The sequence below is a fragment of the Geminocystis sp. M7585_C2015_104 genome (assembly GCA_015295805.1).
GTDB lineage: Bacteria > Cyanobacteriota > Cyanobacteriia > Cyanobacteriales > Cyanobacteriaceae > DVEF01.
Genome location: DVEF01000077.1, coordinates 1 through 24,162, shown reverse-complemented (window position 1 = coordinate 24,162; position 24,162 = coordinate 1). Strand labels below are relative to the sequence as shown.

The window sequence follows — 24,162 nt, the reverse complement described above, 5'->3', positions numbered from 1 at the left end:
GTTTTGCCTGAAATTAAATACAACTATGGGTTTACAAATATTGAGTTGATTGTAATTTCCCTTGGTATATTTTTAGACGACTCCAAAAACATAGACTTTACTGTAATCCTCACAAAGGTTAAACATTAATGTAACTTGAAAAGGGATTAAACTTGCATACGAGTAGAAACGAGCAGCGCGATGATTAGTATTTGAAGTAGGATTAAACATAGAAAGAAAAAGTCATAGCCGCAGGGTTTGCTGCTGTTTTGCCCCAAAATGAGTACAGGGGTTTAAATTTGAGAGGGAGTCTATCAGTGTCATTCTCACTAGGATTATACCCTTGAAGGATACGAGTCTAGAAATGTCAAATTGCTTTTTATCCTGCCTATGTCAAACCCCAAAGGTAGGGGGTTTATAGACGGGAAGGAGGGGAAGGATGAAGTGTCATATTACATCTCCCCATCCTCGGAATGAATCCAAAAGCATGGCATTGATTTGCTGTTTATTAAACCTTTATTAGACTAGTCTTTGGGTGTCCCATTTGTTGTTTTTCCCCATTGGCATTAGAAATGCAGATGAAATGGGTCTACACTATATTAGCCTAAGGGTATTAGTGTAGTAAGGGCAAAGGATTAGTTGTTTTGTAGCCTGTGTCAAATTCAAAAAAGAAAAGATTAGTACTTAGAGAAAACTATTATACGGCAAGTGGTAAGGGTATATGAGAATAAGTCTGGGGGTATTGTATATTGTATTCTCACCTCCCCTAATTGTCATTCCTCGGCATTTAACCATTGGCATTTAACTAATTGGGTAGAAACGCAGGATAGCCTGGTGATTATCCTAACTGGAAGCATATAGACAGGAAGATTTAAATATTAGTTTACAGACATTGAATTTATTATGGTTTTGCCGGTATTAGGGGGTATCAAGTGAGTGATGCGGCTTTGCCTGTGTCTTTCAAACCTCGGGATTAGTCTACAACTGTTGGGTTGATTCATTTCTAACCAGAATGAGTATAGGAGTATTACTATTATCACCTAGGCCCACAACCCAGAATCAATCTTGCTGCTAAGACTTAGTTGTTATCCCCACCCACTCATTGGAAAACACTGAGATTAGTCTACTAGTTTCTCGTTGATTTGTTATTCTCCGTGGACAGAATTTTACCTGAGTTGGGTTAACACGGTGAGTTTACATGTGATAGGCTCACATTTTAAAAATTTAAGGGCATGATTGAAGTTATTATTCTCACTGGTTTATAGGCTATGGATTGTTTGTTATCCCCTATTGAGAATAAAAAGATATGGAAAATAAAGGGGGGGTTGTTATCTTTTTTGCCAACGCACCACATACCACTGGATATAATGATTCTCACCTAGACTCAACTGGCAGTAGTTGTGTAATAGGTATACAGCCTTTTCTCTGACAGTAGGAAATCTGGCTATATCCTCTGGCAGTGGGGAATAGGTTTTTACAATTTCTTCCAGTTTTGCCAACAACTCCCCTTCCGTTAACAACTCCTCACCTCTATTAGTCTCCAAAACTACGTAGCCATCTTCCTGATACATTATAGGGTCTACCATTGTTCCTACCACCTCCTACTTGTCATTTACATTCCTTTACATTTTACCAGGGAGAAAGAGGTAATAATCTTCTGCACTGACATTATCCCTTTTACAATTATTAACACTGGGGGAAGACAAAACTATGATATGCTATGACTGACTAATAGAATAGAAGAAGTGTGGGAGTATGCAGGTTAATGATTTAGGGTTTGTTGCCACCATTTTATTCGTTTTGGTGCCTACAGTTTTCCTTCTGATTTTGTATATCCAAACTGGAAAAAACCAAGCGTAAATCTCTTTTTATTCTCGAAGAGGGTGGGGGTTTCCCGTGGCTACGGCATGGGAAAACTCCTCATCACCCCTCCAGGTGACGTGTCATAATTGTCTCTATTGCCTCTACCGCATAGTCCACTTCTGATTGGGTGGTATAACAGTCCAAACTAATCCTAATGCCCCTGACTGCCTCTTGTGGGGAATAGCCCAATGCTAATAATACCCTGGAAGGAACAGTTTTACCACTACTACAAGCAGAACCAGCACTTATACCTATACCCTTCTGACTTAGTAGTCTTACCATCTGTCTGCCGGTGAGGGATTGGTTAGGGTGACGGATGAGAAAACTGGCATGGTGGGGTAAACGTTTTTCTCTATCCCCCGTAAGTGATAAATAAGGGCATCTTTTTTCCAGACTCTCTATAAGATGATCTCTCAACTGCCTTATCCGTTTTGTCTCCTCCTCCATATTTTTCTCTGCCATCTCTGCCGCCAACCCCAAGGCTACTATGGCTGGTAGTGGCTGTGTACCTCCTCGTAATTCGGATTCCTGTCCCCCTCCGTGGAGAAGGGGTGACAGTTTCACGCCGGGTTTGACATATAGTGCCCCAGCACCCTGGATGCCGTAAAATTTGTGTCCAGATAGGGATAATAAGTCTACCCCCAACTCTTCTACATCTACTGGTAAACGTCCTACAACCTGTACTGCATCTGTATGAAAAAGAGCCCTACTATGTTGTTTAGTAATTCGAGCTAGGGTAGAAATGGGTTGAAGGGTGCCAATTTCGCTTTGCCCGTATATGATGGAAACTAGGACTGTGTTTTTCTTTAGGGCTTTGAGTAAATCCTCAGGATTGACTATTCCCTGACGATTAACTGGAAGCCTTGTAACCTCCCATCCCTGTTTTTCCAAAAAAGCCACCGGCTTTTCCACCGCCGGGTGTTCCACTGCTGATATAAGCACATGTTGAGGCTGTCGATACTGGGAGGTTACCCCAAAAATGGCCTGGTTGTCTGCTTCTGTGCCTCCGGAGGTGAATATAATACTGTCGGGGGAAGTGGCCTTTATCAGAGATGCCACTCTGTATCTTGCCTTTTCCAATTCTAATGCTGCCCTTTCCCCCCAATAGTGTATACTGGAGGGATTCCCCCACCCTTCTTTCAACATCTTCTCCACCAACTCCACTACCTCTGGACGGGGCCTTGTGGTGGCGCTAGCATCTAAATATACTCTTACCCTTTCCATTCTCCTTCCTCATCACAAGACGCTACCTCCTTCTATAGCAGATTTTCCCCTTCCCTTGACATTTCTGAGTACAATTACTTAAACTAAAGGACGAACTATTTTTGACTTTGGCCCGTGTAGGAAAATGAGGAAAAGTCAAACAGTCCTACTTAGTACTATGGTAGCCCTTCTAGTAGCTCCCAGTTTCAGTTTGGCCCAAAACCCAAATAACATCGACGTGCAAGCCAGCAGACTCACTGAAGCCTTAAGAAAAGCCGCACCAAACCAGCGCCCCAATGACGGCATGTATAGTCCTTGGCAAGTCTTGCCTGGTATTATACCAAGTTGGACTAAACAATGTCTAGGGAAGGAAATGACTCCCCAACAATTCGACACCGACGAGAATGCTGCTAGACAGACTGTTAATTGTATTGTCAAAAGAGAGTTAAATAATCAGTGGAAAAGTGTTAAAAGTGAACAACAAGCTGTTAGAAATGTCGCCTGTTGGTGGATGACGGGGAAATATCAAGGTTGTAACCAGGGCGCCACTGCTAACTACGTAGATATAGTCATTAAATACTATCAAAAAGCCCAGTAATTTGTATTTATTTTTCCCAACAAACCCCCTAGTTTGTTTTCTTCTTATATCCCCTCCATACTCAATAAATTCACCAAAATTCCGGTAAAATGGGTAAGTGACAATCCTAGACGGGGGGCTGTTGTGGTTATAAAAGAGATAAACACTAACAGAATAGCCTCTAAGCGGGGGTTTTGGTTGTGGGTGGCATTGTCTGCCTTAGTAGCCATAAATATCGCCATTTTTTGGCAAATGAAGAATTTCGCCCATGCCGGGATGAGTGTGCTATACTGGTCAGCAGTTTACTCCCTGCTGTGGGATAGACGTAGGGAAATTGTACTAAAAACGGATTTCTTCTCTTGTATTTTTGGTGTAGTATTAATAGTCACAACCCTAGTCATCAGTAGTCACATTCCCACCACCAAGGAGAGTCATATCCATAGTGTGTCTCCCTTTTTTTTCTCTCTAGGCTTAGCTTTAATCGCCTCCGGTTTTTCTGGTTTAAAACAGTTTTGGCGGGAATTATTAATCATTTTCTTCCTTGGCATTCCCAGGGTTATTTTCAATCTTTTTACCGACATTTCCCCCCTCACTGCCAAAGCTGCCTCCTTCATCCTTTATTATATGGGTTTTGAGGTATCTCGAGATGGTGTTTACATAAGTCTACCCCAGGGAACTGTTAAAGTATATGAAGGATGTTCTGGAATAGAATCTGTAACCTATGTATTAGGGTTATCAGTGATTTGTTTAGTGATGTTTCCCATCAAGAAAAGATACACCTATTTTGTGCCCGTGGTTGCCATTTTAATTGGCTTTTTTGTCAACGCCCTTCGAGTTGCCCTAATGGCTATTTTAGTTGCTTACGGCAACAGGGAGGCTTTTGTTTACTGGCATGAGGGGGATGGCTCTTTGATTTTTGGTATGATAGCCGTAGGGCTTTTTGGTGGTTTTTATTGGCTTTTACTCAGTGGAAAAGACAGGAAAAACTCCTCCTTCACCCCAGACGACAGTTTCTTCTGACATATAATGGCTTTTCCAATAAGCTAGAGATGTCATCGGCATCTAGGGTGGGAGGAATATGAGAGGAAACTATGTGAATCCCTATTCTATATCCAAAGAGGGCAAGTCTGTCTACCAACAATAACCATCTACTCTGTGAAAGACTACCAGTCATTACCCCAAAGGCAAGGCTTGAACAAAAATGATAATTATTCGCCTGTTAACCCCTTGATTGAGTGGCGAGTAACCAGTCTTCATGGGGGTAATAATCCATTGCCTGAGGTGAGGGTTGTTGGGAAACTGATTGTACACTATAAAGGGGAATGGCTAGGAAGCATATCAATAATCAGAGGCAAAATCATTCGCACCTGCCTACGCGATTTTTAATTCTACTTTTGGGGATTTTTGAAAATTTTGTTACTAATCCTAACCCTAGTAAGGGCTTATAATCACACCCCCCTACCCCAGGGGGAGACTGTCTTCTGTCATGTGAGGGAGAATAGCTAGTCTGTCAACCTATAACAACTCCCCCTAAGAGGGTAACCAGTTTGTACACCAACCATAGTTTCCCTGTCAATAGTCATCTGCCATGAGAAACAACTAATTACAGAGGAATAGGGATTGGTTTATCTTCCCTTAGCTTTTAAGAAATAACGATAACTTGTCGGGGGAATTATATTATGGCCTATATAACAGGGGAAGGGTGTGAAGAAAAATCTCAATAGGCCAGAAGACACAAGCGGATAGAGGGGTAGGGAAGGTATAATTCATGAACTCGTAGTCCTTAGTCTACAACACTACTCTACATTATAGACCCGCACCAGGGCCCAGGGATTGGGGTATACATATACCTTGCCTCTGCACTATCTCATACCAGAGGGAAAGTCCAATGCAGTCTCATTATATTTGTCCTTCCCTTTTTACATTTCTTAAAAAAAGCCCCTTAGCCGGGGCAGCCGTGATAGGATAGTGGGGAGAGTAGACGGGAGGTGAGGAGACTCCCAGGGGTTGACATGGGCATTTTAAAATTTAAAATATTTATCAATAAAATAGGACTAATAAAATGGAAATGGTAGGGGGAAACGTAAGGGGGGGAGACGTTGTAGAGAGTGGGTTTAAATAGATAGTGATGCCGGTTATTATAGAGAATAATACTCAATAAAAACTAGTAGATGAATAAGCAAAAAAGGTATCAGATGAGCTTAAGGGGGGCGAGGATTTTCTGTGAAGAGATGTGGAGGGGGAAAGGGAGAAACGAGTTTTGGCTCCGAGACTCTGAAAAATGAGGGGGGATGGGGAGGATTTGTTGTTTTTTGGGTATACTTAGGCAGGTGCACCTAGATGAGTAGGGGGAGTGGGCAAAATGAGTCAGTTTTCAGAGACAAATCAGGAGGAAAATCCCTCTCTGGCATCTGTCAGTCAAAAATTGGAAAAACTAGGCCTTTTCGGCACAAATCTACTAAGATCCATTGTAATAGCCAGAATAGTAGGTTATGGTTTCCTGACACTCTTTATTTTAGACCTAGGAGCCATCATAATACCCCCAAAACTTGGCAATCCTCAGTGGGAGTTTCAGGTTTTAGGGGAGGTGGTAGAAAGGATAGCAGTTGCCTTTATATCAGTCTGTCTGATTTTTCTGGGAGGTAATTATCTGAGAAAAGGGTGGGAATATCCCCTCCTTAAGGGCATTTCCTGGTTGTGTGCTGTGATGGGTTTAATTTTCATTCTAACTGTCCCTCTGGGAATAGCAAATACCTTCCGAATTGATAGGGAAATCACCAGTCAAATAAACCAGCAAATACAACAACAATTAAACTTTGTCGAGAACACAGAAAAAAGGTTACAATCCGTCAAAAATAAACAGGAAATGCTGGCTCTAATTCGCGAATTGTACAACACCAACGACACACCTCCCATAAACACGGAGGGAGAATTGGCGGAAGTCAAATCCAATTTATCTCAAAATATTAAAGCTTTCCGCAATCAGTTGAATCAGTCCAAACTAGCCCTACGACAACAACGCAAATCCCTCATTAAACAGTCAGTCAAATGGAACCTGGGGGCTCTAATTTCCGGGGTTTTATTTATTATCATCTGGCAAATGACCAGCTGGACAAGGAAAATCGACTAATGGGAAAAATCTAGATAAAATTGAGCCCCTTTTTTGATAAAATATATAGAGTTGTTGATGGAAAGTAAACAATAAAGCAAGGTGGCTAAAACTATTCTAGAATACCTGGCCGAAACTGACCCCCTTGTAGCCGAGATTATTGCAAAGGAGCTACAGAGACAAAGAAACCATCTGGAACTAATTGCTAGTGAGAATTTTACCTCCCCCGCAGTGATGGCAGCCCAAGGAAGTGTGTTGACTAATAAATATGCAGAGGGATTGCCAAGAAAACGCTACTATGGGGGTTGTCAGTATATAGACGAAGTGGAAGAATTGGCCATAGAAAGGGCAAAACAGCTATTTGGGGCAGCAATGGCCAATGTACAGCCTCACTCCGGCGCTCAGGCGAATTTTGCCGTATTCTTGGCACTTCTAGAGCCAGGTGATAAAATAATGGGCATGGACCTGTCCCATGGTGGACATTTAACCCATGGAGCCCCTGTAAATGTATCCGGTAAGTGGTTTCAGGTATGTCACTACGGCGTAAATAAGGAAACCGAATGTCTTGACTATGACCTCATTCGTGACCTAGCCTTAAAAGAGCGTCCAAAACTAATAATCTGTGGTTACTCCGCCTACCCCCGTATCATCGATTTCGAGAAGTTTAGGGCCATAGCCGACGAAGTGGGCGCCTACCTGTTAGCAGACATCGCCCATATTGCCGGTTTAGTAGCCGCCGGCTACCACCCCAACCCAGTGCCCTATTGTGATGTAGTTACAACAACCACGCACAAAACACTAAGGGGCCCCCGTGGCGGTTTAATCCTGTCTAGAGACGAGGAATTGGGCAAAAAACTGAATAAGGCAGTATTCCCAGGCAGTCAAGGAGGGCCCCTAGAACATGTGATCGCCGCAAAAGCAGTGGCCTTCGGGGAGGCCCTAAAACCAGAATTTAAAACCTACTGTGCCCAAATCATAGCCAACGCCAAAGCCCTAGCTAACCAGTTGATTAACCGTGGCTTTAAACTGGTATCCGGTGGCACAGACAACCACCTCATGCTAGTAAATCTTAGCGCCTCTGCTAACCCCATGACGGGGAAAATGGCTGAACAACTTTTGGAGGATATTGGTATTACCGTTAACAAAAACACCATCCCCTTTGACACCCAATCCCCCTTTGTCACCAGTGGCATCCGTCTGGGCACCCCTGCAGAAACCACCAGAGGCTTGAAAGAGGAAGATTTTGTGGAGGTGGCCAATGTCATAGCCGATCGTCTCTTGCATCCAGAAGACGAACAGATAAAAGCCCAATGTAAGGCAACAGTAGCTCAAATCTGCCAGCGTTACCCCCTATACCCCGATTTAAACATCCCACTACCCGCCTTTGCCTAAATACCCCCAACCCCCCACTCCCCCATTTTTCTTTACAAAAAGATACAATAGGAGAAACCTTTCCAGGAGTTGTGGTATGTTCAAATTCCTAAAGCAGGTAAGTGACTACGCTTTGAGCACATGGGCCGCGGCTAAATATATAGGGCAGGGGTTTTCTGTCACCTTTGACCACATGCGTCGTCGCCCCATCACTGTACAATACCCCTATGAGAAACTCATCCCCTCGGAAAGATTCAGAGGCAGAATCCACTTCGAGTTTGACAAATGTATTGCCTGCGAAGTCTGTGTCCGCGTCTGTCCTATAAATCTGCCTGTAGTTGACTGGGAGTATAACAAAGAAGCCAAGAAGAAAGAGCTGAAACACTATAGTATTGACTTTGGAGTATGTATATTTTGTGGCAACTGTGTGGAATACTGTCCCACCAACTGTCTATCCATGACGGAGGAATACGAGTTGGCCACTTACGATCGTCACGAGTTAAACTATGACAGCGTGGCGTTAGGACGATTGCCTACAAAAGTAACGCAGGATCCCATGGTAACACCCCTCAGGGAGTTGGCTTACTTACCCAAAGGGATAATGGAGCCCCACGATTTGCCCAAAAACAGTCAAAGGGCCGGCAGCTTCCCTGAAGACTTAGTGGAAAAATAAGTCCTCGCCCCCCATTGTTCTGCTCCCGATTATAGCATACTATTAACTGGTACTTCCTATTGAAATGTCAAAACCGTGATAGCAAAAACTGTCCAATTTGTCACCTTTGTTATCCTCGCCTTTTCCATGATTGGGGCGGCCTTGGGTGTAGTGTTGTATAACAACATCGTATATTCCGCCTTCCTCCTGGGAGGCGTGTTTTTAAGCATCTCTGGTTTATATATACTCCTAAATGCCGATTTTGTTGCCGCCGCCCAGGTGTTGATTTATGTAGGCGCCGTCAACGTTTTAATTATTTTTGCCATCATGTTGGTAAACAAAACAGAGGTTTACAAACCCGTCAGGGGTAGAGTCATCCGCCAGGTAGCCACAGCCTTGGTGTGTTTCGGCTTGTTTGCCCTTCTCACTACCATGGTATTTGCTACCCCCTGGCGTTTCTCTGACGTTTCCCCTGCCGTGGTTAAAAGCACTCTTGTAGCTATCGGAAAACACTTCTTTAGTGACTACCTCCTCGCTTTTGAAATCGCCTCTGTATTACTGTTGATGGCAATGGTGGGGGCAATTATCCTTGCCCGAAGAGATATAATTCCTGAAACACCACCCTCCACAGAAGTTTATACCACAGCCTTTACTCTCCCTGAACAACCCAGGGAGTTGATTGCCGCCGGCGATGAAAATACCAATGATTGAACTACAGGAGAAGCCATGGAGCTAAAATTAGAGTATTTCCTACTATTGGCTGCTGCTTTATTCTGTATCGGCATCTACGGGCTGATTACCAGTCGTAATGCAGTAAGGGTGTTAATGTCCGTAGAATTATTGCTCAATGCTGTTAATCTTAATTTAATGGGATTCTCTAATTATTTAGACCCCGCCGAAATAAAAGGCCAGGTTTTTGCTATATTTGTCATTACCATTGCCGCAGCAGAAGCCGCCGTCGGTTTAGCCATCATTCTGGCTATCTACCGCAACCGTGACACCATCGACATGGAAAAATTCAATCTCCTCAAATGGTGAGGGGATAATCTAAACAGTGGGGGTAATTCACCTACCTTTGGGGTGGGCTCTGTCGCCCACTTTTCTGTGTTAATCTATAGATACCGCGTCTACATCAATGGTTTTTTCCTGTTTTTTCTCTTCTATTGGCTGTGTCGAATTTCCCCTAAAAATCATCTGTGACATCTCGGCAATTAACATGGACAGTAACACAAAATCGTCCAATTGTCCCGCTAAAGGCAGAATGTCGGGGGATATATCCAATGGACATAATATATAAATCAGTGTGGCCAGGATAACCCAGTGACGCCATCTGGGATTGCGCAATAGCCCTCCATACAGATTATATATGGCTAGGGGATTGATTCTCATTTTTGTTCCTTCTCTTATCCTACTATCAACCCACTACTCTGATCATAGCTGATTCTTTTCCGGTTCGATTCTATAGTAGGGGCTTATAGTCATAAGTCCCCACTACATTTTACCCCCTACATCCTACCCCCTACCTCCCAATTAATTCCCTCCATCTCCTTGGTGCTGATATATAATTGTTGAGTTAGACTTTAGTTACTAACTGTTAGTTGTTTTCCCCCATGTTCCATGTTTGAAAGGATAATTCGCACCACAAAACGGTGGATAGCTAACAATGCGGAAAATGCCCTTTCTGATGCCTACCAGCGGGCATTATACATCAAAAAAATAGAAGACGAACACTTTAGGGGTCAAAAAATCTCTCCGAAAAACTGCAACTATAGCGAGACGGTTTGTAATTATTTTCAAGAAGAATTAAAATCACACCTTCGCCTTATTAAGCTAAGACTAAACCAGTTTAGAGCTAACAATTCAATTCACAGTTTTTTCGATTCGGAGTTGGGAGGGGAAAACAAGGATATTCTAGACAAATTGAATTTTATTGACAGCATAGTAAAGCGATATGAAAAACCTGATTACTATGACACAAGCTCCGTAGTTTTGGACGATAAACAATCCTACCTGAATGGAAGGGGTTCAAGAGAAGTAAAGGAAGAATTGGAAACTGTTTCAGATAAAACCAGTGTTTTGCCCCGTTCTTTCCTGAGGGCTCTTCGTAGGATTAGAGAAGAAATAGATCCAGGAATCCCTAGTAGTGAAGAGGAAGTTATTAGAAGTTTTAGAAAATCTAAATACAAGACAGCAGTCTCAATAAAGTTTCTCTTGGTATTGATTATTGTGCCCCTGTTAGTACACAATATAACTAAGATTACTCTGGGGAGAATATTGGTGGATCCCTATTTTGCTAAACACCAGGAAATAATATTCATCAACAGAGACTTAAAAGAAGAAGCCTTGGAAGAATTGAGAATATATGAAGAAAACCTGGAACTGAAAATTATGCTCGGAATAACGCCGGAATTATCCCCGGAAGAAAAGCGAGAAAAAATAAAAGAAAAGGCAAGGGAATTGGCAGAGGAATACCGCTACAGGGGCGCAAATGCTATTAAGAATATCATAGGGGATTTTTTCGCTATTATGGCCTTTACGGCAGTGTTGGTTTCCAGTAAAAGAGAATTGTCAATATTAAAATCCTTTATCGATGAAATCATATATGGCTTGAGTGATTCCGCTAAGGCTTTTCTGATTATCCTATTTACAGACATGTTTGTGGGTTTCCACTCCCCTCACGGTTGGGAAGTTATCCTAGAAGCCATTAGCCGTCACTTCGGGTTGCCAGAAAATCGAGACTTTAACTATCTGTTTATTGCTACCTTCCCCGTTATCCTAGATACGGTGTTGAAATACTGGATTTTCCGTTATCTCAACCGTCTTTCTCCTTCTGCCGTGGCTACCTACAGAAGCATGAATGAATAAAACCCCTAAAAGGAGATAACTGATGGCATTTATCATCGCCGGCGAGAGAAGTGGTGTTGGCAAAACTACCGTTACCCTTGCAATACTTTCGTACTTAAAGAATCAGGGCAAATCCATCCAGTCGTTTAAAGTGGGGCCAGATTATATTGACCCCATGTTTCACACAGCAATAACAAAACGTCCTTGTAGAAACTTGGATCCCATTTTAACCTCTCCCGACTACACTCGTTGGTGTTATGAGTATCACTGTCGTGGGGTGGAGGTAGCAGTGGTGGAGGGGGTAATGGGTTTATTTGATGGCATCCCTCATGAGGATTATTTTGCTTATGGTAGCACAGCCCATATAGCCAGGTTGTTGGACTTGCCGGTTATTTTGGTGATTGACTGTAGTCGTTTAAGTGTATCTATAGCCGCCATAATTGTAGGATATACCAGTCTAGATAGGGGGGTAAAAATTGCCGGTGTCATCCTCAATCAAGTAGCCAGTGAGAAACATTTATCTCTTCTCAAAGCCGGCTTAGCAGTTACTGGTATACCCCTTATGGGGGTTTGGTTTCGCGACGAAAGTATTGCCTTACAGTCAAGACATTTAGGTTTAATCCCCGTTGAGGAAATCCCCCAACAACAGAGTTTTTTCACTCGTCTTGCCACTTTAGCCGCCAAGAATATCTACTGGCAACAATTGACTCCCTATTTACAGCCACCAACCTCTACTTCTCGTCAATATTTTCTTCCCTTCTCTGAGAGGAAATTCCCCCTAAAAATTGCCATTGCCAGAGACAAAAGTTTTAATTTTTATTATCAGGATAATCTTGACATTTTTCAACATCTGGGAGTAGAATTGCTAACCTTTAGTCCTCTGAAAGATAATCGCCTACCCGAAGGAGTGTCTGGCCTATATTTAGGGGGGGGATTTCCAGAGGTTTTTGCTGAAGAATTAGCTGAAAATTGGCGGCTAAAAGAGTCAATTAAGAGGGCAATTGATGGGGGAATGCCAACCTATGCCGAATGTGGAGGAATGATGTATTTGGCCAGGGAAATTGAGGATTTTGAGGGGAAAAAATGGCCCATGGTAGCTATTTTTCCTCATAGGGTGAAAATGACTAAAAAACTCACTCTCGGCTACCGAAAGGTGATTACCCTTAAAGATACCCCCATGTTTAGTCAAAATACCATTTTGGTGGGGCATGAATTCCATCGCGCAGTCGACGAGGAAACCCCAAAAAATCCCCTTTGGGAGTTTAGGGACTATTATACTGGCAAATTGCTTTCTTATCAAGGATGGTATAACCCTTCCCGGCAGGTTTATGCTTCTTATTTACACCTTCATTTTGCCAATAATCTTAGAGAAGTCACAAAATTTGTTCAGCTTTGTTTATTCTATTGGCATTCGAAAAAGGCCTGATTAACTACTCTTGGCTATTTACTATATCTCCGCCCTGAGAAAAGGACAAATTGACCGTTATTGACTTTTCATTTTATTCTGGCAGGGTTCACTATTCTGGCACTAATTAAAAGGATGTCCAATCAAATTTTAAGGGGCAGTTAATTAATCAGTGTTGGGCTTCCGTTTGATGGTGCTGTCAAAAAGGAGTCAACTAACCGGTGTTAATCATTAGCAATCTTGGCTTTTCCCCTAATGGGATGGGAGTAATTTGATTCAGAATAACTAGTGAGTACTAACTCTCTATTGTCCTGGCACTATTGTTGTTATTTAATTCAGAGACATTAACTAGTTTTAATTCTTCATCTTCCACGGTGACTGCCATGTGATCCGCCAAAGTAGAAGTAGTGGTTTTATTAGGGGCATATATCAGCCTTACTACAGATTCTATTTGTTCAAAATTTGGCATTTTAGAAAGATTTGAAGCCAGAAATTTTTTTATAACTCTCCTCTGGAAGTTGAGGGGATATTCCCTGAGAGATTTACATTTAATGCTATTAGTTTTGGCATTAAAGACTAGCCGATATATTCTTTCTGTTTCCGCTTCTAAATACTCTAATTCTGCCCTTAAAATTTCTGCGGTTTGAGCCAGATGTTTTTCGACTTGGTTATTAAATTCCCTCTGGAGGTAGGGGATTAAATCAAGACGGATACGATTACGGGCAAACTTTCTATCTTGGTTGTATTTATCCTGCCAAACCGGTAAATGAAACTGTCGACAAAAATCACCGGTTTCCTGACGAGTAAAATTCAAAAGAGGACGAACTAGGGTAACATGGCAATTGAGTCTCCTAGTCCAATTCAAAGCAGTTAATCCCTCCAAGCCGGCGCCCCTTATTAGATTATAGATGAAAGTCTCAGCACGATCACTGAGGGTATGTGCCGTCAAGAGGTAGGAAAAGCCACATCGACAGGCAATGTCAGTCAAAGCCTGATAACGATGCCTTCTGGCTTCGGCTTCAGTCTCTTTTATGGTGGAGGCAGCAGTGACAACATGAAATTCCACTCCCCAGCTACTACAAATGTTGGCTACATGTTCTGCTAATCCCCGGTCATGTTCCCAGTTATGATTAAAATGAGCTACTGCTATTTGCCAATGCCACTTGGGTTGTAAGTCTAAACAAAGACGTGTGAGACAAAGAGAATCCTGTCCACCAGAAAGAGCTATAAGAATTTTAGAATGTTTTGGCAGCAAATTGCGGTTCTTGAGGGTTTGATGTAATCTGGCATGGTATTTAGTCCACATAGGGGGAATGGAGGCCTTTGCTGATATACTCTAAGGGGGTAAAAAACGACAGGAGGGGTATGTTAGCTGTAGCAATCCTTGCAGCCGGGAAAGGCACTAGAATGAAATCACAACTGCCTAAGGTATTACACCAGTTAGCAGGCAAAACACTAGTAGAGAGGACCATTGAGAGTTGTCAGCAAGTAAAACCAAACCGTCTGTTTGTAATTATCGGCTATAAGGGGGATTTAGTCAAAGAAGCCCTGAGTCATCGGAAAGACGTGGAGTTTGTTGAACAAAGGGAACAATTGGGCACAGGACATGCTATACAACAGTTAATACCCCATTTAGGGGATTTTGAGGGGGATTTGCTAGTATTAAATGGGGATGTGCCGCTGTTAAGACAGGAAACAGTGGCTCAACTGGTAAAAACCCATCAGGAAAACGGAAATCAGGCTACCCTGTTAACAGCAATTATACCCAACCCCCAGGGATATGGTAGAGTTTTCTGTGGGGAGAATAACCTCGTCAGGCAAATTGTAGAAGACAAAGACTGTAATGAGCAACAGAGGGAAAATAATCGCATCAATGCTGGTGTCTACTGCTTCCACTGGCAGTCTCTAAAGACGGTATTGCCTCGACTGAGTACTAACAATGAGCAACAGGAATATTACCTGACAGAGGTATTTGACTACTTGGAGAGGGTAATGGCTGTGGATGTGGCTGACCCTGAGGAGATTACGGGCATAAACCATCGTTGCCACCTGGCTGTGGCCCATGAAATCCTGCAAAACCGCATCAGGGAGAAATGGATGATGGCTGGGGTAACCATGATTAACCCGGAGAGTATTACTATCGATGACACAGTACAGTTAGGGACAGACGTAATTATAGAGCCAGGGACCCATCTAAGGGGCAACACTGTCATTGGGGACAATTGTCGTATCGGCCCCAATTGTTATATAAGCGACAGTAAACTAGGGCAAAATGTGACTGTCCTTTACTCAGTGATTACGGAGACTGAAGTTGGGGATAATACAAGAATTGGCCCTTACGCCCACCTCAGAGGGGGGGTTTTCATTGGCGAGGCCTGTAGAATTGGTAACTTCGTTGAAATCAAAAAGAGCACAATAGGAAGGAAAACCAATGTAGCCCACCTGTCCTATATAGGGGATGCAACCTTAGGGGATGAGGTGAATGTGGGGGCGGGGACAATTACGGCCAATTACGATGGTATTAAGAAACATCCCACAGTAATAGGAAATCGCAGCAAAACCGGGGCAAATAGTGTTTTGGTGGCTCCCGTTACGGTGGGAGAAGACGTGACAATTGCCGCAGGCTCAGTCATTACGGAGGATGTGCCTAATGACTGTCTGGCAATTGCCCGAGAAAGACAAAAGATAATCCCCGGCTGGCGCCCTAAGGCTAGAGACTAGCAATGTAGTCTTGTATTGCCTTCACTCCCAGAGGTTGGGATTTGAGGGTGCGAATGGCCTCCACTGTAGCTTTTGCCCCGGCAATGGTGGTAATGATGGGCAGCTTGTAGTCTAGAGCACAACGACGGATTCTTCTGGCATCCGTCTGTGACTCTTCCCCACTGCTTGGGGTGTTGATGATAAACTGGATTTGGTGGTTCTTAATCCAGTCGATGACGTGGGGCCTTCCCTCATGGAGTTTTAACACCAATTCTACGTCTTTTAGGCCATGCTCCAGGAGGGTTTTACGGGTGCCGGCGGTGGCCACAATCTTAAAGCCCAATTCCTGCAATTGTTTAGCCACCGGCACAATGGCCTCCTTGTCTCGATCATTCATGGAGATAAATACGGTGCCTTTGGTGCTTAAAATCACACCCGCCGCCAATTCCGCCTTAGCGAAGGCCTTACCAAAATCTTCGTCAATACCCATTACTTCTCCTGTACTGCGCATTTCTGGGCCGAGGAGGGTGTCAGTGCCGGGAAACTTGTCGAAGGGTAATACAGCCTCTTTCACTGCCACGTGGGGAGGGATGATTTCCCGGTGAACTCCTAGGTCGTCTAGGGTTTTGCCAGACATTACCAGGGCCGCCAGTTTAGCCAGTGGTCTCCCTGTAGCCTTTGATACATACGGAACAGTACGGGAGGCTCGGGGATTGGCCTCTAACACGTAGACTATATTATCCTGTACTGCAAACTGAATATTGATTAAGCCAACTACCTTGAGGGCCTGGGCTATCCTGACAGTGCAGTCTCGTATTTCTTGTACTACTGAAGGAAGAAGGGTGGTATAGGGGATGGAACAGGCCGAGTCGCCGGAGTGAACCCCTGCTTCTTCGATGTGTTCCATGATACCGCCAATTACTACCTTGCCGGTGGCATCGGCAATAGCGTCCACATCCACCTCGATGGCGTTTTCTAGGAATTTGTCAATGAGGATGGGGTGGTCAGGTTCCACCTGTGCCGCATAGTTGATGTATTGTTCCAACTCCTGGGAGTCATAGACGATTTTCATAGCCCTTCCTCCCAAAACATAAGAGGGACGCACTACCACCGGATAACCGATGCGATTGGCCACAATGAGGGCCTCCTCAAAGCTGCGGGCGATGCCATTAGGGGGTTGTTTTATGTTCAATTGTTCTAGTATTTTTTCAAATTTCTCCCTGTCTTCGGCAATGTCGATGGAGTCGGGGGAGGTGCCCCATATTTTGGTTTTTACAGCGATGTCTTCCCTTTGGAGATATTCTTTGAGGGGTACAGCCAGTTTCAAGGGTGTTTGGCCGCCGAATTGAATGATGATCCCATCGGGATTTTCGGCCTCAATGATGTTGAGAACATCCTCCTTGGTGAGGGGTTCAAAGTAGAGGCGATCGCTGGTATCGTAGTCGGTGGAGACGGTTTCCGGGTTGGAATTCACCATTATTGTCTCATATCCGGCCTTTTTGAGGGCAAAGACCGCATGACAGCAACAGTAGTCGAATTCTATGCCCTGGCCGATGCGATTGGGCCCTCCTCCCAGAATCATTACCTTTGGCCTGTCTGAGGGGGGGTTTTCTGTTTCTCCCGCTTCATAGGTGGAATAGTAGTAGGGGGTGTAGGCCTCAAACTCCGCAGCACAAGTATCTACAAGTTTATAGACGGGAACTACTCCCAGGGATTTGCGATAGGCCCTCACTTCGTCTTCTGTGGTTTTGGTAGCGAAGGCAATCTGACGATCGCTGAATCCATGTTGTTTAATGGTGCGCATCTGTTCGGCGGTGATTTGGTGGAGGGGGGTACGTTTAAGGAATTTTTCCATTTCCACCAGCTGTTGCATTTTATCTAAAAACCAGGGATCTATGGCCGTCAACTCGTGGACTTGTTCTACTGTCATCCCCAATTTAAAGGCATGGTAGATACTGAAAATCCGCTCGGGGTTGGGGGTACGGAGACTGGCAGTGACTTGGGAGAGGGGTGGGATTGTCTCCTGGCGATCACAGCCGAAGCCTCCTCGTCCTATTTCCAAGCCTCTGATAGCCTTTTGGAAGGATTCACAGAAGGTGCGCCCAATGGCCATCACTTCCCCCACAGACTTCATCTGAGTGGTCAAAACGGGCTGGGCGCCGGGGAATTTCTCGAAGGCGAAGCGGGGGATTTTAGTTACCACATAGTCTATGGTGGGCTCAAAGGAGGCTGGTGTTTTCTTGGTAATGTCATTTTTAATCTCATCCAGGGTGTAACCTACTGCCAACTTGGCGGCGAATTTAGCGATGGGGAAGCCTGTTGCTTTTGAGGCCAGGGCTGAAGAGCGAGATACACGAGGATTCATCTCTATTACAATTACTTCCCCATTGTCGGGGTTGACAGCAAACTGAATATTAGATCCCCCGGTTTCCACCCCTATTTCTCTGATGATGGCCTTAGCGTAGTCTCGCAGTCGTTGGTATTCTTTGTCGGTGAGGGTTTGGGCGGGAGCGACGGTGATAGAGTCACCCGTGTGTATTCCCATGGGATCTACGTTTTCAATAGAACAGATGATGACCACATTGTCGGCCAAATCCCGCATTACCTCTAACTCGTACTCCTTCCAGCCTATGAGGGATTTTTCGATGAGAATCTGAGAGACGGGGGAGGTATCTAGACCGAATTTGGCCATTTCCTCGAATTCCTCTTGGTTGTAGGCTATGCCGCCGCCTGTACCTCCCAGGGTGAAGGCTGGGCGGATAATGAGGGGATATGAGCCAATTTCTGCCGCTACAGCTTTGGCTTCCTCCACCGTGGTGGCAATACCGGAGGGGCAAACGGGTATTCCAATGCGCATCATGGCTTCTTTGAACAACTGTCTGTCTTCAGCCATTTTGATGGCCGACAGTTTTGCTCCAATCAACTCCACACCGTATTTACTCAAAACCCCTGATTCTGCCAAGGCTACTGCCGTGTTTAAAGCAGTTTGTCCCCCCATTGTGGGCAATAGGGCATCTGGCCTTTCCTTGGCAATTATTTTTTCCACAAATTCTGGTAGTATAGGTTCTATGTAGGTCCGGTCTGCCATTTCCGGGTCGGTCATAATCGTAGCGGGGTTCGAGTTCACTAATACTACCTCATAACCCTCTTCCCTTAGTGCCTTACAGGCTTGGGTGCCAGAGTAGTCGAATTCGCATGCCTGTCCGATTACAATAGGACCTGACCCCAGGAGGAGGATTTTGTTAATATCGTTACGACGTGGCATACTCTCTACCTTTGTGCCCTAATGTTTCTGTCTTCTCATATACCAATCCCGATCATTGTAATCCACAAATATGAACATTTTCCCTCCTCTCCGTCAAGATTTGCTTACCTACAACTGGTATACTGGGTAATCACTGTGCCCTCAGGGAAAAGATAGACCATGTTGCGCCGAATTCCTCTTGCTTCACTAGCCTTAGTATTGGGTTTAGGCTTGAGTGCTTTAGGTATTATTGCCTATGCCACAGACAATCCTACGTTGAATTTGGCGGGTTTTTTTTATGGGATACCGTTGGTGTTAGCAGGTTTAGCGTTAAAGACGGCAGAATTAAAACCCGTACCCTATGCTAAGGGTACACCAGAAGAAATAGTGGCCTTGAGAAAGAAAAAAGCCACCCCCACCCTGCAAAAACTGCTACGGGATGTAACAAGTTATCGTTATGGCCAGGAGGCGCATTTAGACGAAGCCCTGAAAAAACTAGGTTTGAGCCCCTCTCCCGCAAAGGGGCCGGTGTTAACGAAAATAGAGGAGGCGGAGGTGGACGGCAATTATGCCCTTATTCTCTATTTTGATTCTCCTTTTATTCCACTCGACCAATGGTTAGCTAAGCGGGAGAAAATTACCAAATTTTTTGGCCCTGGTATTACTGTCTCTATTACGCAGGGTACTACAGAGGGGGAAATAAAAGTAAGTCTGATTACCACCTAGTGAGGGGGGTTTTTGGGCTAGTCGACGACGGCGTTTAAAAGAACATCGGTAACAGTCATGTTTTCCAATTGGTCTACTGTCACTGTGTCCACAATGTCATATTTTGCCCCGGCCTGTTGCAATTTGTCGTCCAGGGCTTTAAAATACTCCCTTGCCTTAGGATTTTTCCCCACCTGAATAAAGGAAATACCTAACTCCTCATCCCGGTCGATTTTATTGGTGGCATCTATGATTAGACGGATAATTTCCTTAGGTTCATTGGGTATGTCATCGGTTATAATCAGGATGGTTTCGCCATTTTTTTTGGCCCTCCCCTCGGCTTTACGTTGAAAATAATTCTCTAGGGCGTCAGCAAGAGCACTTTTCAAGTCAGAGGGCCCCATAGGCTGGTGTTGGGCGAAGATTTCCCTTACCTTGTCTGCCTTTACATTGTCATAACGTCTAAAACGCCCGGCAAACAGATACACTGTGATGCCGTCTCCATCCAACTCCTCACATTTCTTGGCCAATGCCAGGGTTGATTCTTCTGCCATTTGCCAACGGGTCTTGCCTGTTCCGTCATCTTGGCTTAAACTGCCGCTTTTGTCAATGATGATAGTATAGTCTCGGTTCCTGACAATGGATTCCACATTATTCATAGGCCTTGTTCCATTGTTTCCACCATGAATGATAGCCAAAAAAAAGGGTTCGATTGTAAATTATTTTTGCAATTTTTCTCATAAATTAGCCATCTGAGCTACAACAGACTTAAAGAGTTCATTTACAGATTGTAAAATTTTTTTGGGTATGGAAAATAAGCAAAAATACCGGATGGTTTGCACTCTTAAATTCGGGGATATTTACGGTCAAATAATAGTATGGCTGGGAGTAATTTTTGTAAGTCTAGCCAGCAGTTTAGCCCTGTGGAGTAGTACAAGACAGATATATGCCTTTGCGACCATTGGTATTATTTTGGTGTTGTCCCTGCCGTTTCTATTATTTGCCTTTGTAACTACCCTGTTCAACCATATTGAATTTGTACCAGTGGAGGAGACAGAAACCAGAAAATCTACCAGTAGTGTAAAAGGCGGCAAGGCGGCAGGGGCAAAGGCCTAGAGCCGTCAAAGAATCTTCTCCAAGCCATAGACTAGAGATTTAAGTTTGGTAACCTTGCGAATGGCCAGAAGGACGCCAGGCATGTAACAGGAGCGATCGGTGGCATCATGACGGAGGGTATAGATTTGGCCTGGCGCGCCAAAAATAATCTCCTGGTGGGCTATCAAACCCGGAAGACGTACACTGTGAATGCGAATATTGTCACCACAGACACCCCCCCTGACGCCGGGTATGTTTTCTTTTTCCTCCACCTGTTGGGGGTTATAGGTTTTGCCCAGTCCGGACAACATTTCTGCGGTTTTAATGGCTGTCCCACTGGGGGCGTCTGCCTTTTGATTATGGTGTAATTCAATTATCTCTACGTGGTCGAAGTACTGGGCGGCGGCAATGGCAGCCTGTTGCATCAGTACCATGCCAATAGAGAAATTGGGGACAATCAAAACGCCGGTGGAGGCCTTGGAGGCGAATTCTGCTAATTCTTGGATTTGTTCTGGGGTTAAACCGGTGGTGCCCACTACAGGGCGAATGCCATAGGCGATGGCAGTGCGGACATTTTCATAGACACTGTCGGGGTGGGTGAAGTCCACCATTACCCCCTGGGTTTTGTACTGGGTTGCCAGGACCAATACACTCTGCAAATCGTTGACGATGGGTATTTCCAAAGGGCCACAGCCGGCCACTTCTCCAACATCCTTGCCCAACACCTCGGGGTTGCGGTCTACTGCCCCTACCAACATCATGTCTTCCGCTTTGGCGACGGCCTTTACCACCTCTCTTCCCATTTTGCCTGCCGCGCCATTGACCACTACTGGGATGGCATTTTCTCTTTCCATGACCTTTAAGCCTCTATTTTACTATTTGGACTGATTCTATCCATTTTGACAGACTGGTGATTTTCCAGTCCCTCCCTACTGTATGCAATCATAATTTGGTCTCTTTTTTTGGGGTTGGGTTGGAGGATGGTGGTGCTGGGGGCGGTGGTGGGGGGGGCTCTTTATGACGTATTTTTTCATATACTGCTAGGTACTGTTCCGCTGGACGACGCCAGGAGTAGTCGTAACGCATGCCCTGTTTTTGTAACTTGCGGAACTCTTCCGGGTAGTAGTGCCACAGGCCAATAGCCCTTTCTAGGGCAGATTCTAGGGCTGGGGGGTCATTATGGTAGAACACATATCCATTTCTTTTTTCTGGGGGGTGGGTTTGGTCATAGTCCTTATCAAAAACCGTGTCCACTAGGCCACCTACTCCTCGCACCACCGGTACTGTGCCGTAGCGCAGGCCAATCATTTGGGTTAAGCCACAGGGCTCAAAATTGCTGGGCACGATGATAATATCAGCACCGGCGTAGATAAGGTGGGCCAATTCCTCGTTGAAGGACAATTCCAGGTGACAGTCGGGATTGTTGTTTAGGTGGTGTTTTTCATGCCAGAAACGATTAGCGATAGCCTGTCCGGTGGGCACCCCCAGAAGGACGAATTGTGCGTTGCGACGAAGGGAGTAGTATATGGCATGATGTACCAGGTCCACACCCTTTTGTTGGTCTAGTCTGCCGATGTAGGCTACAATGGGCTTGTTTTCGTGTCTTAACCAAAGACGTTCCCTTAAAGCCTTTCGATTTTTACTTTTGCCGCTCAGGTCGTCTACACTGTAGTGGAAGGGGATATGGGGATCTGTTTCTGGATTCCACACCTGATAGTCAATACCGTTGAGAATGCCGCTAAATTTGTTCTGGTGGATGTGGAGGGTATGGCCCAAGCCATAACTTACATCGGTGAAACGGGCTTCCCAAGCGTGGTGGGGGGAGACTGTGTTGACGTGATTAGAATATACAATGCCCCCCTTCATGATATTTAAACCGAAGGGGTTGAAATTGTCTCGTAAGCGATCGTAACTAAAGAAATAGGCCTCATTGTTCAAACGGGTTGCCCAGAGGATGTCTTTTCCTGCCAAACCCTGGTGTCTAAAGTTGTGGATAGTATAACAAACCCGTTGATTTCCCATCCCCAGCCATTTATACTGTTCAAACAGCATCACTGGTACTAGGCCGGTTTGCCAGTCATGACAGTGGATGACATCTGGCCTTTTGTTGGTGACTAACAGGAATTCCAATGCTGCCTTGGAGAAGAAGGTGAAGCGCATGTAGTCGTCGTTGTGGCCGTAGACGCACCCTCGGTTGAAGAAATTATCATGGGAATGGGGTTGAATGAAGAAACACTGTACTCCGTGAACCCAGCCGCAATAAACAGAAGTATGGATAGTTCCACCATACCAGGGCACATGCAGGTGTTCATAGGCCATGTGGAGACTCCAGATTTGGTCATATCGCATGCAGTCATACATTGGTACTATCACTTCTACTGCATGTCCCCGGAGTTGAAGTTCTCGGCTTAAGCCATATACTACATCCCCCAGTCCCCCGGCCTTGATGGCTGGAGCGCATTCTGACGCTATTTGTACAATATACATAAAGGGCCGTTTCCCCTTCCTTTCCTGTTAGCTCTTGGTTGATTCCTGTTATACCAGAGTTTAGTCTTTTTGTAAACCAACTAACATTCATTCCACCTGCGTTTTCCCTGCAAGACACTGCTATATTATCCTTGTTTAGCCGACTTGTACAATAAGTGGGAGAAAATATGGGTCCAAGTTTGAAAGTAGGGGATTTTGTGGTCACGCAGGCGAATATCTTTGCGGTTTTAGCGGAAAAACAGATGATTGCCCCCCTAGCGAGGGAGATTATTATAGATCAGGCCATTGCTTCCATTCCCTGTACCCAGGAGGAGATTGCCACAGCGGAGAGACAATTTTTCCAGCAGATAGGAATCAATCCCCAAGACAAACAACAAATAAAAACCTGGTTGGAGAGGAACTTTTTGACAAGGGAACAATTAACAGAGAGGATTCTAAGGCCCCTCAAACTGGAAAAATTTAAGGAACAAACCTGGGGGCAACAGGTAGAATCGTATTATCTGAAGCGAAAAAGCCAACTGGATAGAGTAGTATATTCCCTAATCCGTACCAGGAATCCAGGACTGGCTCAGGAGTTGTATTTCCGTCTTTGCGAGAAGGAGGAGGACTTTGCCCAGCTAGCAAGACAGTATTCCCAGGGGCCAGAGGCGCAAACCGGGGGGTTGATAGGGCCTGTAGAATTAAGTGTTCCCCATCCCCAGTTAGTTCAGAAGCTGATTACAGCACAACCCGGACAGGTTTTGCCCCCCAGCCGCATTGCCGATTGGATCGTTATCTTGCGTTTGGAGAGGTATATTAGTGTACCACTAGACGAAAACTTGAGAAGAAAACTGTTAGACGAGTTGTTCAGCCAATGGTTAGACGAGCAAATCAAAACAGTGGTCCAGTTTAATCTCCCGGGATTCCAGGTGGTGGTGTAGGGGCGGGG

At 44.7% G+C, this 24,162-nt stretch carries 24 protein-coding genes; 15 read left to right on the top strand and 9 right to left on the bottom strand.

All coding sequences use genetic code 11. The features are described from left to right. Positions 1-1,307: 1,307 nt before the first annotated feature. The gene (locus tag IGQ44_09155; protein HIK38145.1) at positions 1,308-1,565 is read right to left on the bottom strand and encodes a chlororespiratory reduction protein 7; all 258 of its coding nucleotides are present in this window, start codon (positions 1,563-1,565) and stop codon (positions 1,308-1,310) included. A gap of 169 nt (positions 1,566-1,734) precedes the next feature. Here IGQ44_09155 and IGQ44_09150 point away from each other — a divergent pair, with 169 nt between their 5' ends. Next, the gene (locus IGQ44_09150) at positions 1,735-1,839 is read left to right on the top strand and encodes a photosystem II reaction center protein M (GenBank protein ID HIK38144.1); all 105 of its coding nucleotides are present in this window, start codon (positions 1,735-1,737) and stop codon (positions 1,837-1,839) included. A gap of 63 nt (positions 1,840-1,902) precedes the next feature. On the opposite strand, the gene IGQ44_09145 is transcribed toward IGQ44_09150, so the two are convergent. After that, entirely contained in the window at positions 1,903-3,066 is a 1,164-nt protein-coding gene (locus IGQ44_09145) for a cysteine desulfurase (protein HIK38143.1), read from the bottom strand. A gap of 124 nt (positions 3,067-3,190) precedes the next feature. On the opposite strand from IGQ44_09145, the gene IGQ44_09140 reads away from it, so the two are divergent. Beyond that, positions 3,191-3,643, top strand: coding sequence for a hypothetical protein (locus tag IGQ44_09140; GenBank protein HIK38142.1), 453 nt, complete (start codon positions 3,191-3,193; stop codon positions 3,641-3,643). Between the two features lie 123 nt (positions 3,644-3,766). Next, positions 3,767-4,642, top strand: a complete 876-nt coding sequence (crtA, locus tag IGQ44_09135) for a cyanoexosortase A (protein HIK38141.1) — start codon at positions 3,767-3,769, stop codon at positions 4,640-4,642. Here crtA and IGQ44_09130 read toward each other — a convergent pair. Continuing rightward, positions 4,617-4,796, bottom strand: coding sequence for a hypothetical protein (locus IGQ44_09130; protein HIK38140.1), 180 nt, complete (start codon positions 4,794-4,796; stop codon positions 4,617-4,619). The two genes, crtA and IGQ44_09130, sit on opposite strands and share 26 nt — an antisense overlap. Positions 4,797-4,813: 17 nt before the next feature. Here IGQ44_09130 and IGQ44_09125 point away from each other — a divergent pair, with 17 nt between their 5' ends. The 6 genes from IGQ44_09125 (at position 4,814) to nuoK (ending at position 9,792) form a co-directional block, all read left to right on the top strand. Then, complete coding sequence (locus IGQ44_09125) at positions 4,814-5,008, top strand: hypothetical protein (protein HIK38139.1); 195 nt, start codon at positions 4,814-4,816, stop codon at positions 5,006-5,008. 976 nt (positions 5,009-5,984) lie between these two features. Beyond that, a complete protein-coding gene (locus IGQ44_09120) occupies positions 5,985-6,752 on the top strand; it encodes a hypothetical protein (GenBank protein ID HIK38138.1) in 768 nt (255 codons plus the stop codon). A gap of 81 nt (positions 6,753-6,833) precedes the next feature. Then, positions 6,834-8,123, top strand: a complete 1,290-nt coding sequence (locus IGQ44_09115) for a serine hydroxymethyltransferase (protein ID HIK38137.1) — start codon at positions 6,834-6,836, stop codon at positions 8,121-8,123. A 76-nt stretch (positions 8,124-8,199) separates the two neighbouring features. After that, positions 8,200-8,775 (top strand): NAD(P)H-quinone oxidoreductase subunit I, encoded by a 576-nt coding sequence (gene ndhI, locus IGQ44_09110; protein ID HIK38136.1) that lies wholly within the window; start codon positions 8,200-8,202, stop codon positions 8,773-8,775. A gap of 75 nt (positions 8,776-8,850) precedes the next feature. After that, positions 8,851-9,465 carry an NADH-quinone oxidoreductase subunit J gene (locus tag IGQ44_09105; protein ID HIK38135.1) on the top strand — a complete coding sequence of 205 codons (615 nt, stop codon included), beginning with the start codon at positions 8,851-8,853 and terminating at the stop codon, positions 9,463-9,465. 15 nt (positions 9,466-9,480) lie between these two features. Then, the gene (nuoK, locus tag IGQ44_09100) at positions 9,481-9,792 is read left to right on the top strand and encodes an NADH-quinone oxidoreductase subunit NuoK (GenBank protein ID HIK38134.1); all 312 of its coding nucleotides are present in this window, start codon (positions 9,481-9,483) and stop codon (positions 9,790-9,792) included. Between the two features lie 69 nt (positions 9,793-9,861). Here nuoK and IGQ44_09095 read toward each other — a convergent pair whose 3' ends face one another. After that, positions 9,862-10,143, bottom strand: a complete 282-nt coding sequence (locus IGQ44_09095; GenBank protein HIK38133.1) for a DUF1232 domain-containing protein — start codon at positions 10,141-10,143, stop codon at positions 9,862-9,864. Positions 10,144-10,371: 228 nt separating this feature from the next. On the opposite strand from IGQ44_09095, the gene pxcA reads away from it, so the two are divergent. Together pxcA and IGQ44_09085 are read left to right on the top strand one after the other, a co-directional pair. Beyond that, positions 10,372-11,619, top strand: a complete 1,248-nt coding sequence (gene pxcA, locus IGQ44_09090) for a proton extrusion protein PcxA (GenBank protein HIK38132.1) — start codon at positions 10,372-10,374, stop codon at positions 11,617-11,619. Between the two features lie 22 nt (positions 11,620-11,641). Then, positions 11,642-13,024: a cobyrinate a,c-diamide synthase gene (locus IGQ44_09085; GenBank protein ID HIK38131.1), complete on the top strand. Its 1,383-nt coding sequence runs from the start codon at positions 11,642-11,644 to the stop codon at positions 13,022-13,024. Between the two features lie 274 nt (positions 13,025-13,298). Here the strand turns inward: IGQ44_09085 and tilS are convergent, their stop codons facing one another. Beyond that, positions 13,299-14,309, bottom strand: coding sequence for a tRNA lysidine(34) synthetase TilS (gene tilS, locus IGQ44_09080; protein ID HIK38130.1), 1,011 nt, complete (start codon positions 14,307-14,309; stop codon positions 13,299-13,301). 59 nt (positions 14,310-14,368) lie between these two features. On the opposite strand from tilS, the gene glmU reads away from it, so the two are divergent. Beyond that, the gene (gene glmU, locus IGQ44_09075; protein ID HIK38129.1) at positions 14,369-15,724 is read left to right on the top strand and encodes a bifunctional UDP-N-acetylglucosamine diphosphorylase/glucosamine-1-phosphate N-acetyltransferase GlmU; all 1,356 of its coding nucleotides are present in this window, start codon (positions 14,369-14,371) and stop codon (positions 15,722-15,724) included. On the opposite strand, the gene carB is transcribed toward glmU, so the two are convergent. Next, on the bottom strand, positions 15,714-18,968 hold the full coding sequence (gene carB / locus IGQ44_09070; protein HIK38128.1) for a carbamoyl-phosphate synthase large subunit: 3,255 nt from the start codon (positions 18,966-18,968) through the stop codon (positions 15,714-15,716). The genes glmU and carB overlap by 11 nt on opposite strands. A gap of 159 nt (positions 18,969-19,127) precedes the next feature. On the opposite strand from carB, the gene IGQ44_09065 reads away from it, so the two are divergent. Beyond that, entirely contained in the window at positions 19,128-19,673 is a 546-nt protein-coding gene (locus IGQ44_09065; GenBank protein ID HIK38127.1) for a DUF2854 domain-containing protein, read from the top strand. Between the two features lie 17 nt (positions 19,674-19,690). Here IGQ44_09065 and IGQ44_09060 read toward each other — a convergent pair whose 3' ends face one another. Beyond that, on the bottom strand, positions 19,691-20,311 hold the full coding sequence (locus tag IGQ44_09060) for a VWA domain-containing protein (GenBank protein HIK38126.1): 621 nt from the start codon (positions 20,309-20,311) through the stop codon (positions 19,691-19,693). Between the two features lie 148 nt (positions 20,312-20,459). On the opposite strand from IGQ44_09060, the gene IGQ44_09055 reads away from it, so the two are divergent. Beyond that, entirely contained in the window at positions 20,460-20,768 is a 309-nt protein-coding gene (locus IGQ44_09055; protein ID HIK38125.1) for a hypothetical protein, read from the top strand. 5 nt (positions 20,769-20,773) lie between these two features. Here the strand turns inward: IGQ44_09055 and IGQ44_09050 are convergent, their stop codons facing one another. Together IGQ44_09050 and glgA are read right to left on the bottom strand one after the other, a co-directional pair. Then, on the bottom strand, positions 20,774-21,601 hold the full coding sequence (locus IGQ44_09050) for a 4-hydroxy-tetrahydrodipicolinate reductase (protein HIK38124.1): 828 nt from the start codon (positions 21,599-21,601) through the stop codon (positions 20,774-20,776). An 88-nt stretch (positions 21,602-21,689) separates the two neighbouring features. Further along, the gene (glgA, locus tag IGQ44_09045) at positions 21,690-23,234 is read right to left on the bottom strand and encodes a glycogen synthase GlgA (GenBank protein ID HIK38123.1); all 1,545 of its coding nucleotides are present in this window, start codon (positions 23,232-23,234) and stop codon (positions 21,690-21,692) included. 167 nt (positions 23,235-23,401) lie between these two features. Between glgA and IGQ44_09040 the strand changes: the two genes are divergently transcribed. Further along, complete coding sequence (locus IGQ44_09040; protein ID HIK38122.1) at positions 23,402-24,154, top strand: peptidylprolyl isomerase; 753 nt, start codon at positions 23,402-23,404, stop codon at positions 24,152-24,154. The last annotated feature ends 8 nt before the right edge of the window (positions 24,155-24,162 follow it).

Bases quoted from the DNA above. Each gene is read 5' to 3' on its own strand.
- IGQ44_09155 (HIK38145.1), bottom strand. From the start codon at position 1,565: ATGGTAGACCCTATAATGTATCAGGAAGATGGCTACGTAGTTTTGGAG.
- IGQ44_09150 (HIK38144.1), top strand. From the start codon at position 1,735: ATGCAGGTTAATGATTTAGGGTTTGTTGCCACCATTTTATTCGTTTTG.
- IGQ44_09145 (HIK38143.1), bottom strand. From the start codon at position 3,066: ATGGAAAGGGTAAGAGTATATTTAGATGCTAGCGCCACCACAAGGCCC.
- IGQ44_09140 (HIK38142.1), top strand. From the start codon at position 3,191: ATGAGGAAAAGTCAAACAGTCCTACTTAGTACTATGGTAGCCCTTCTA.
- IGQ44_09130 (HIK38140.1), bottom strand. From the start codon at position 4,796: ATGACTGGTAGTCTTTCACAGAGTAGATGGTTATTGTTGGTAGACAGA.
- IGQ44_09120 (HIK38138.1), top strand. From the start codon at position 5,985: ATGAGTCAGTTTTCAGAGACAAATCAGGAGGAAAATCCCTCTCTGGCA.
- ndhI (HIK38136.1), top strand. From the start codon at position 8,200: ATGTTCAAATTCCTAAAGCAGGTAAGTGACTACGCTTTGAGCACATGG.
- nuoK (HIK38134.1), top strand. From the start codon at position 9,481: ATGGAGCTAAAATTAGAGTATTTCCTACTATTGGCTGCTGCTTTATTC.
- IGQ44_09095 (HIK38133.1), bottom strand. From the start codon at position 10,143: ATGAGAATCAATCCCCTAGCCATATATAATCTGTATGGAGGGCTATTG.
- pxcA (HIK38132.1), top strand. From the start codon at position 10,372: ATGTTTGAAAGGATAATTCGCACCACAAAACGGTGGATAGCTAACAAT.
- IGQ44_09085 (HIK38131.1), top strand. From the start codon at position 11,642: ATGGCATTTATCATCGCCGGCGAGAGAAGTGGTGTTGGCAAAACTACC.
- tilS (HIK38130.1), bottom strand. From the start codon at position 14,309: ATGTGGACTAAATACCATGCCAGATTACATCAAACCCTCAAGAACCGC.
- glmU (HIK38129.1), top strand. From the start codon at position 14,369: ATGTTAGCTGTAGCAATCCTTGCAGCCGGGAAAGGCACTAGAATGAAA.
- carB (HIK38128.1), bottom strand. From the start codon at position 18,968: ATGCCACGTCGTAACGATATTAACAAAATCCTCCTCCTGGGGTCAGGT.
- IGQ44_09065 (HIK38127.1), top strand. From the start codon at position 19,128: ATGTTGCGCCGAATTCCTCTTGCTTCACTAGCCTTAGTATTGGGTTTA.
- IGQ44_09060 (HIK38126.1), bottom strand. From the start codon at position 20,311: ATGAATAATGTGGAATCCATTGTCAGGAACCGAGACTATACTATCATC.
- IGQ44_09055 (HIK38125.1), top strand. From the start codon at position 20,460: ATGGAAAATAAGCAAAAATACCGGATGGTTTGCACTCTTAAATTCGGG.
- IGQ44_09050 (HIK38124.1), bottom strand. From the start codon at position 21,601: ATGGAAAGAGAAAATGCCATCCCAGTAGTGGTCAATGGCGCGGCAGGC.
- glgA (HIK38123.1), bottom strand. From the start codon at position 23,234: ATGTATATTGTACAAATAGCGTCAGAATGCGCTCCAGCCATCAAGGCC.
- IGQ44_09040 (HIK38122.1), top strand. From the start codon at position 23,402: ATGGGTCCAAGTTTGAAAGTAGGGGATTTTGTGGTCACGCAGGCGAAT.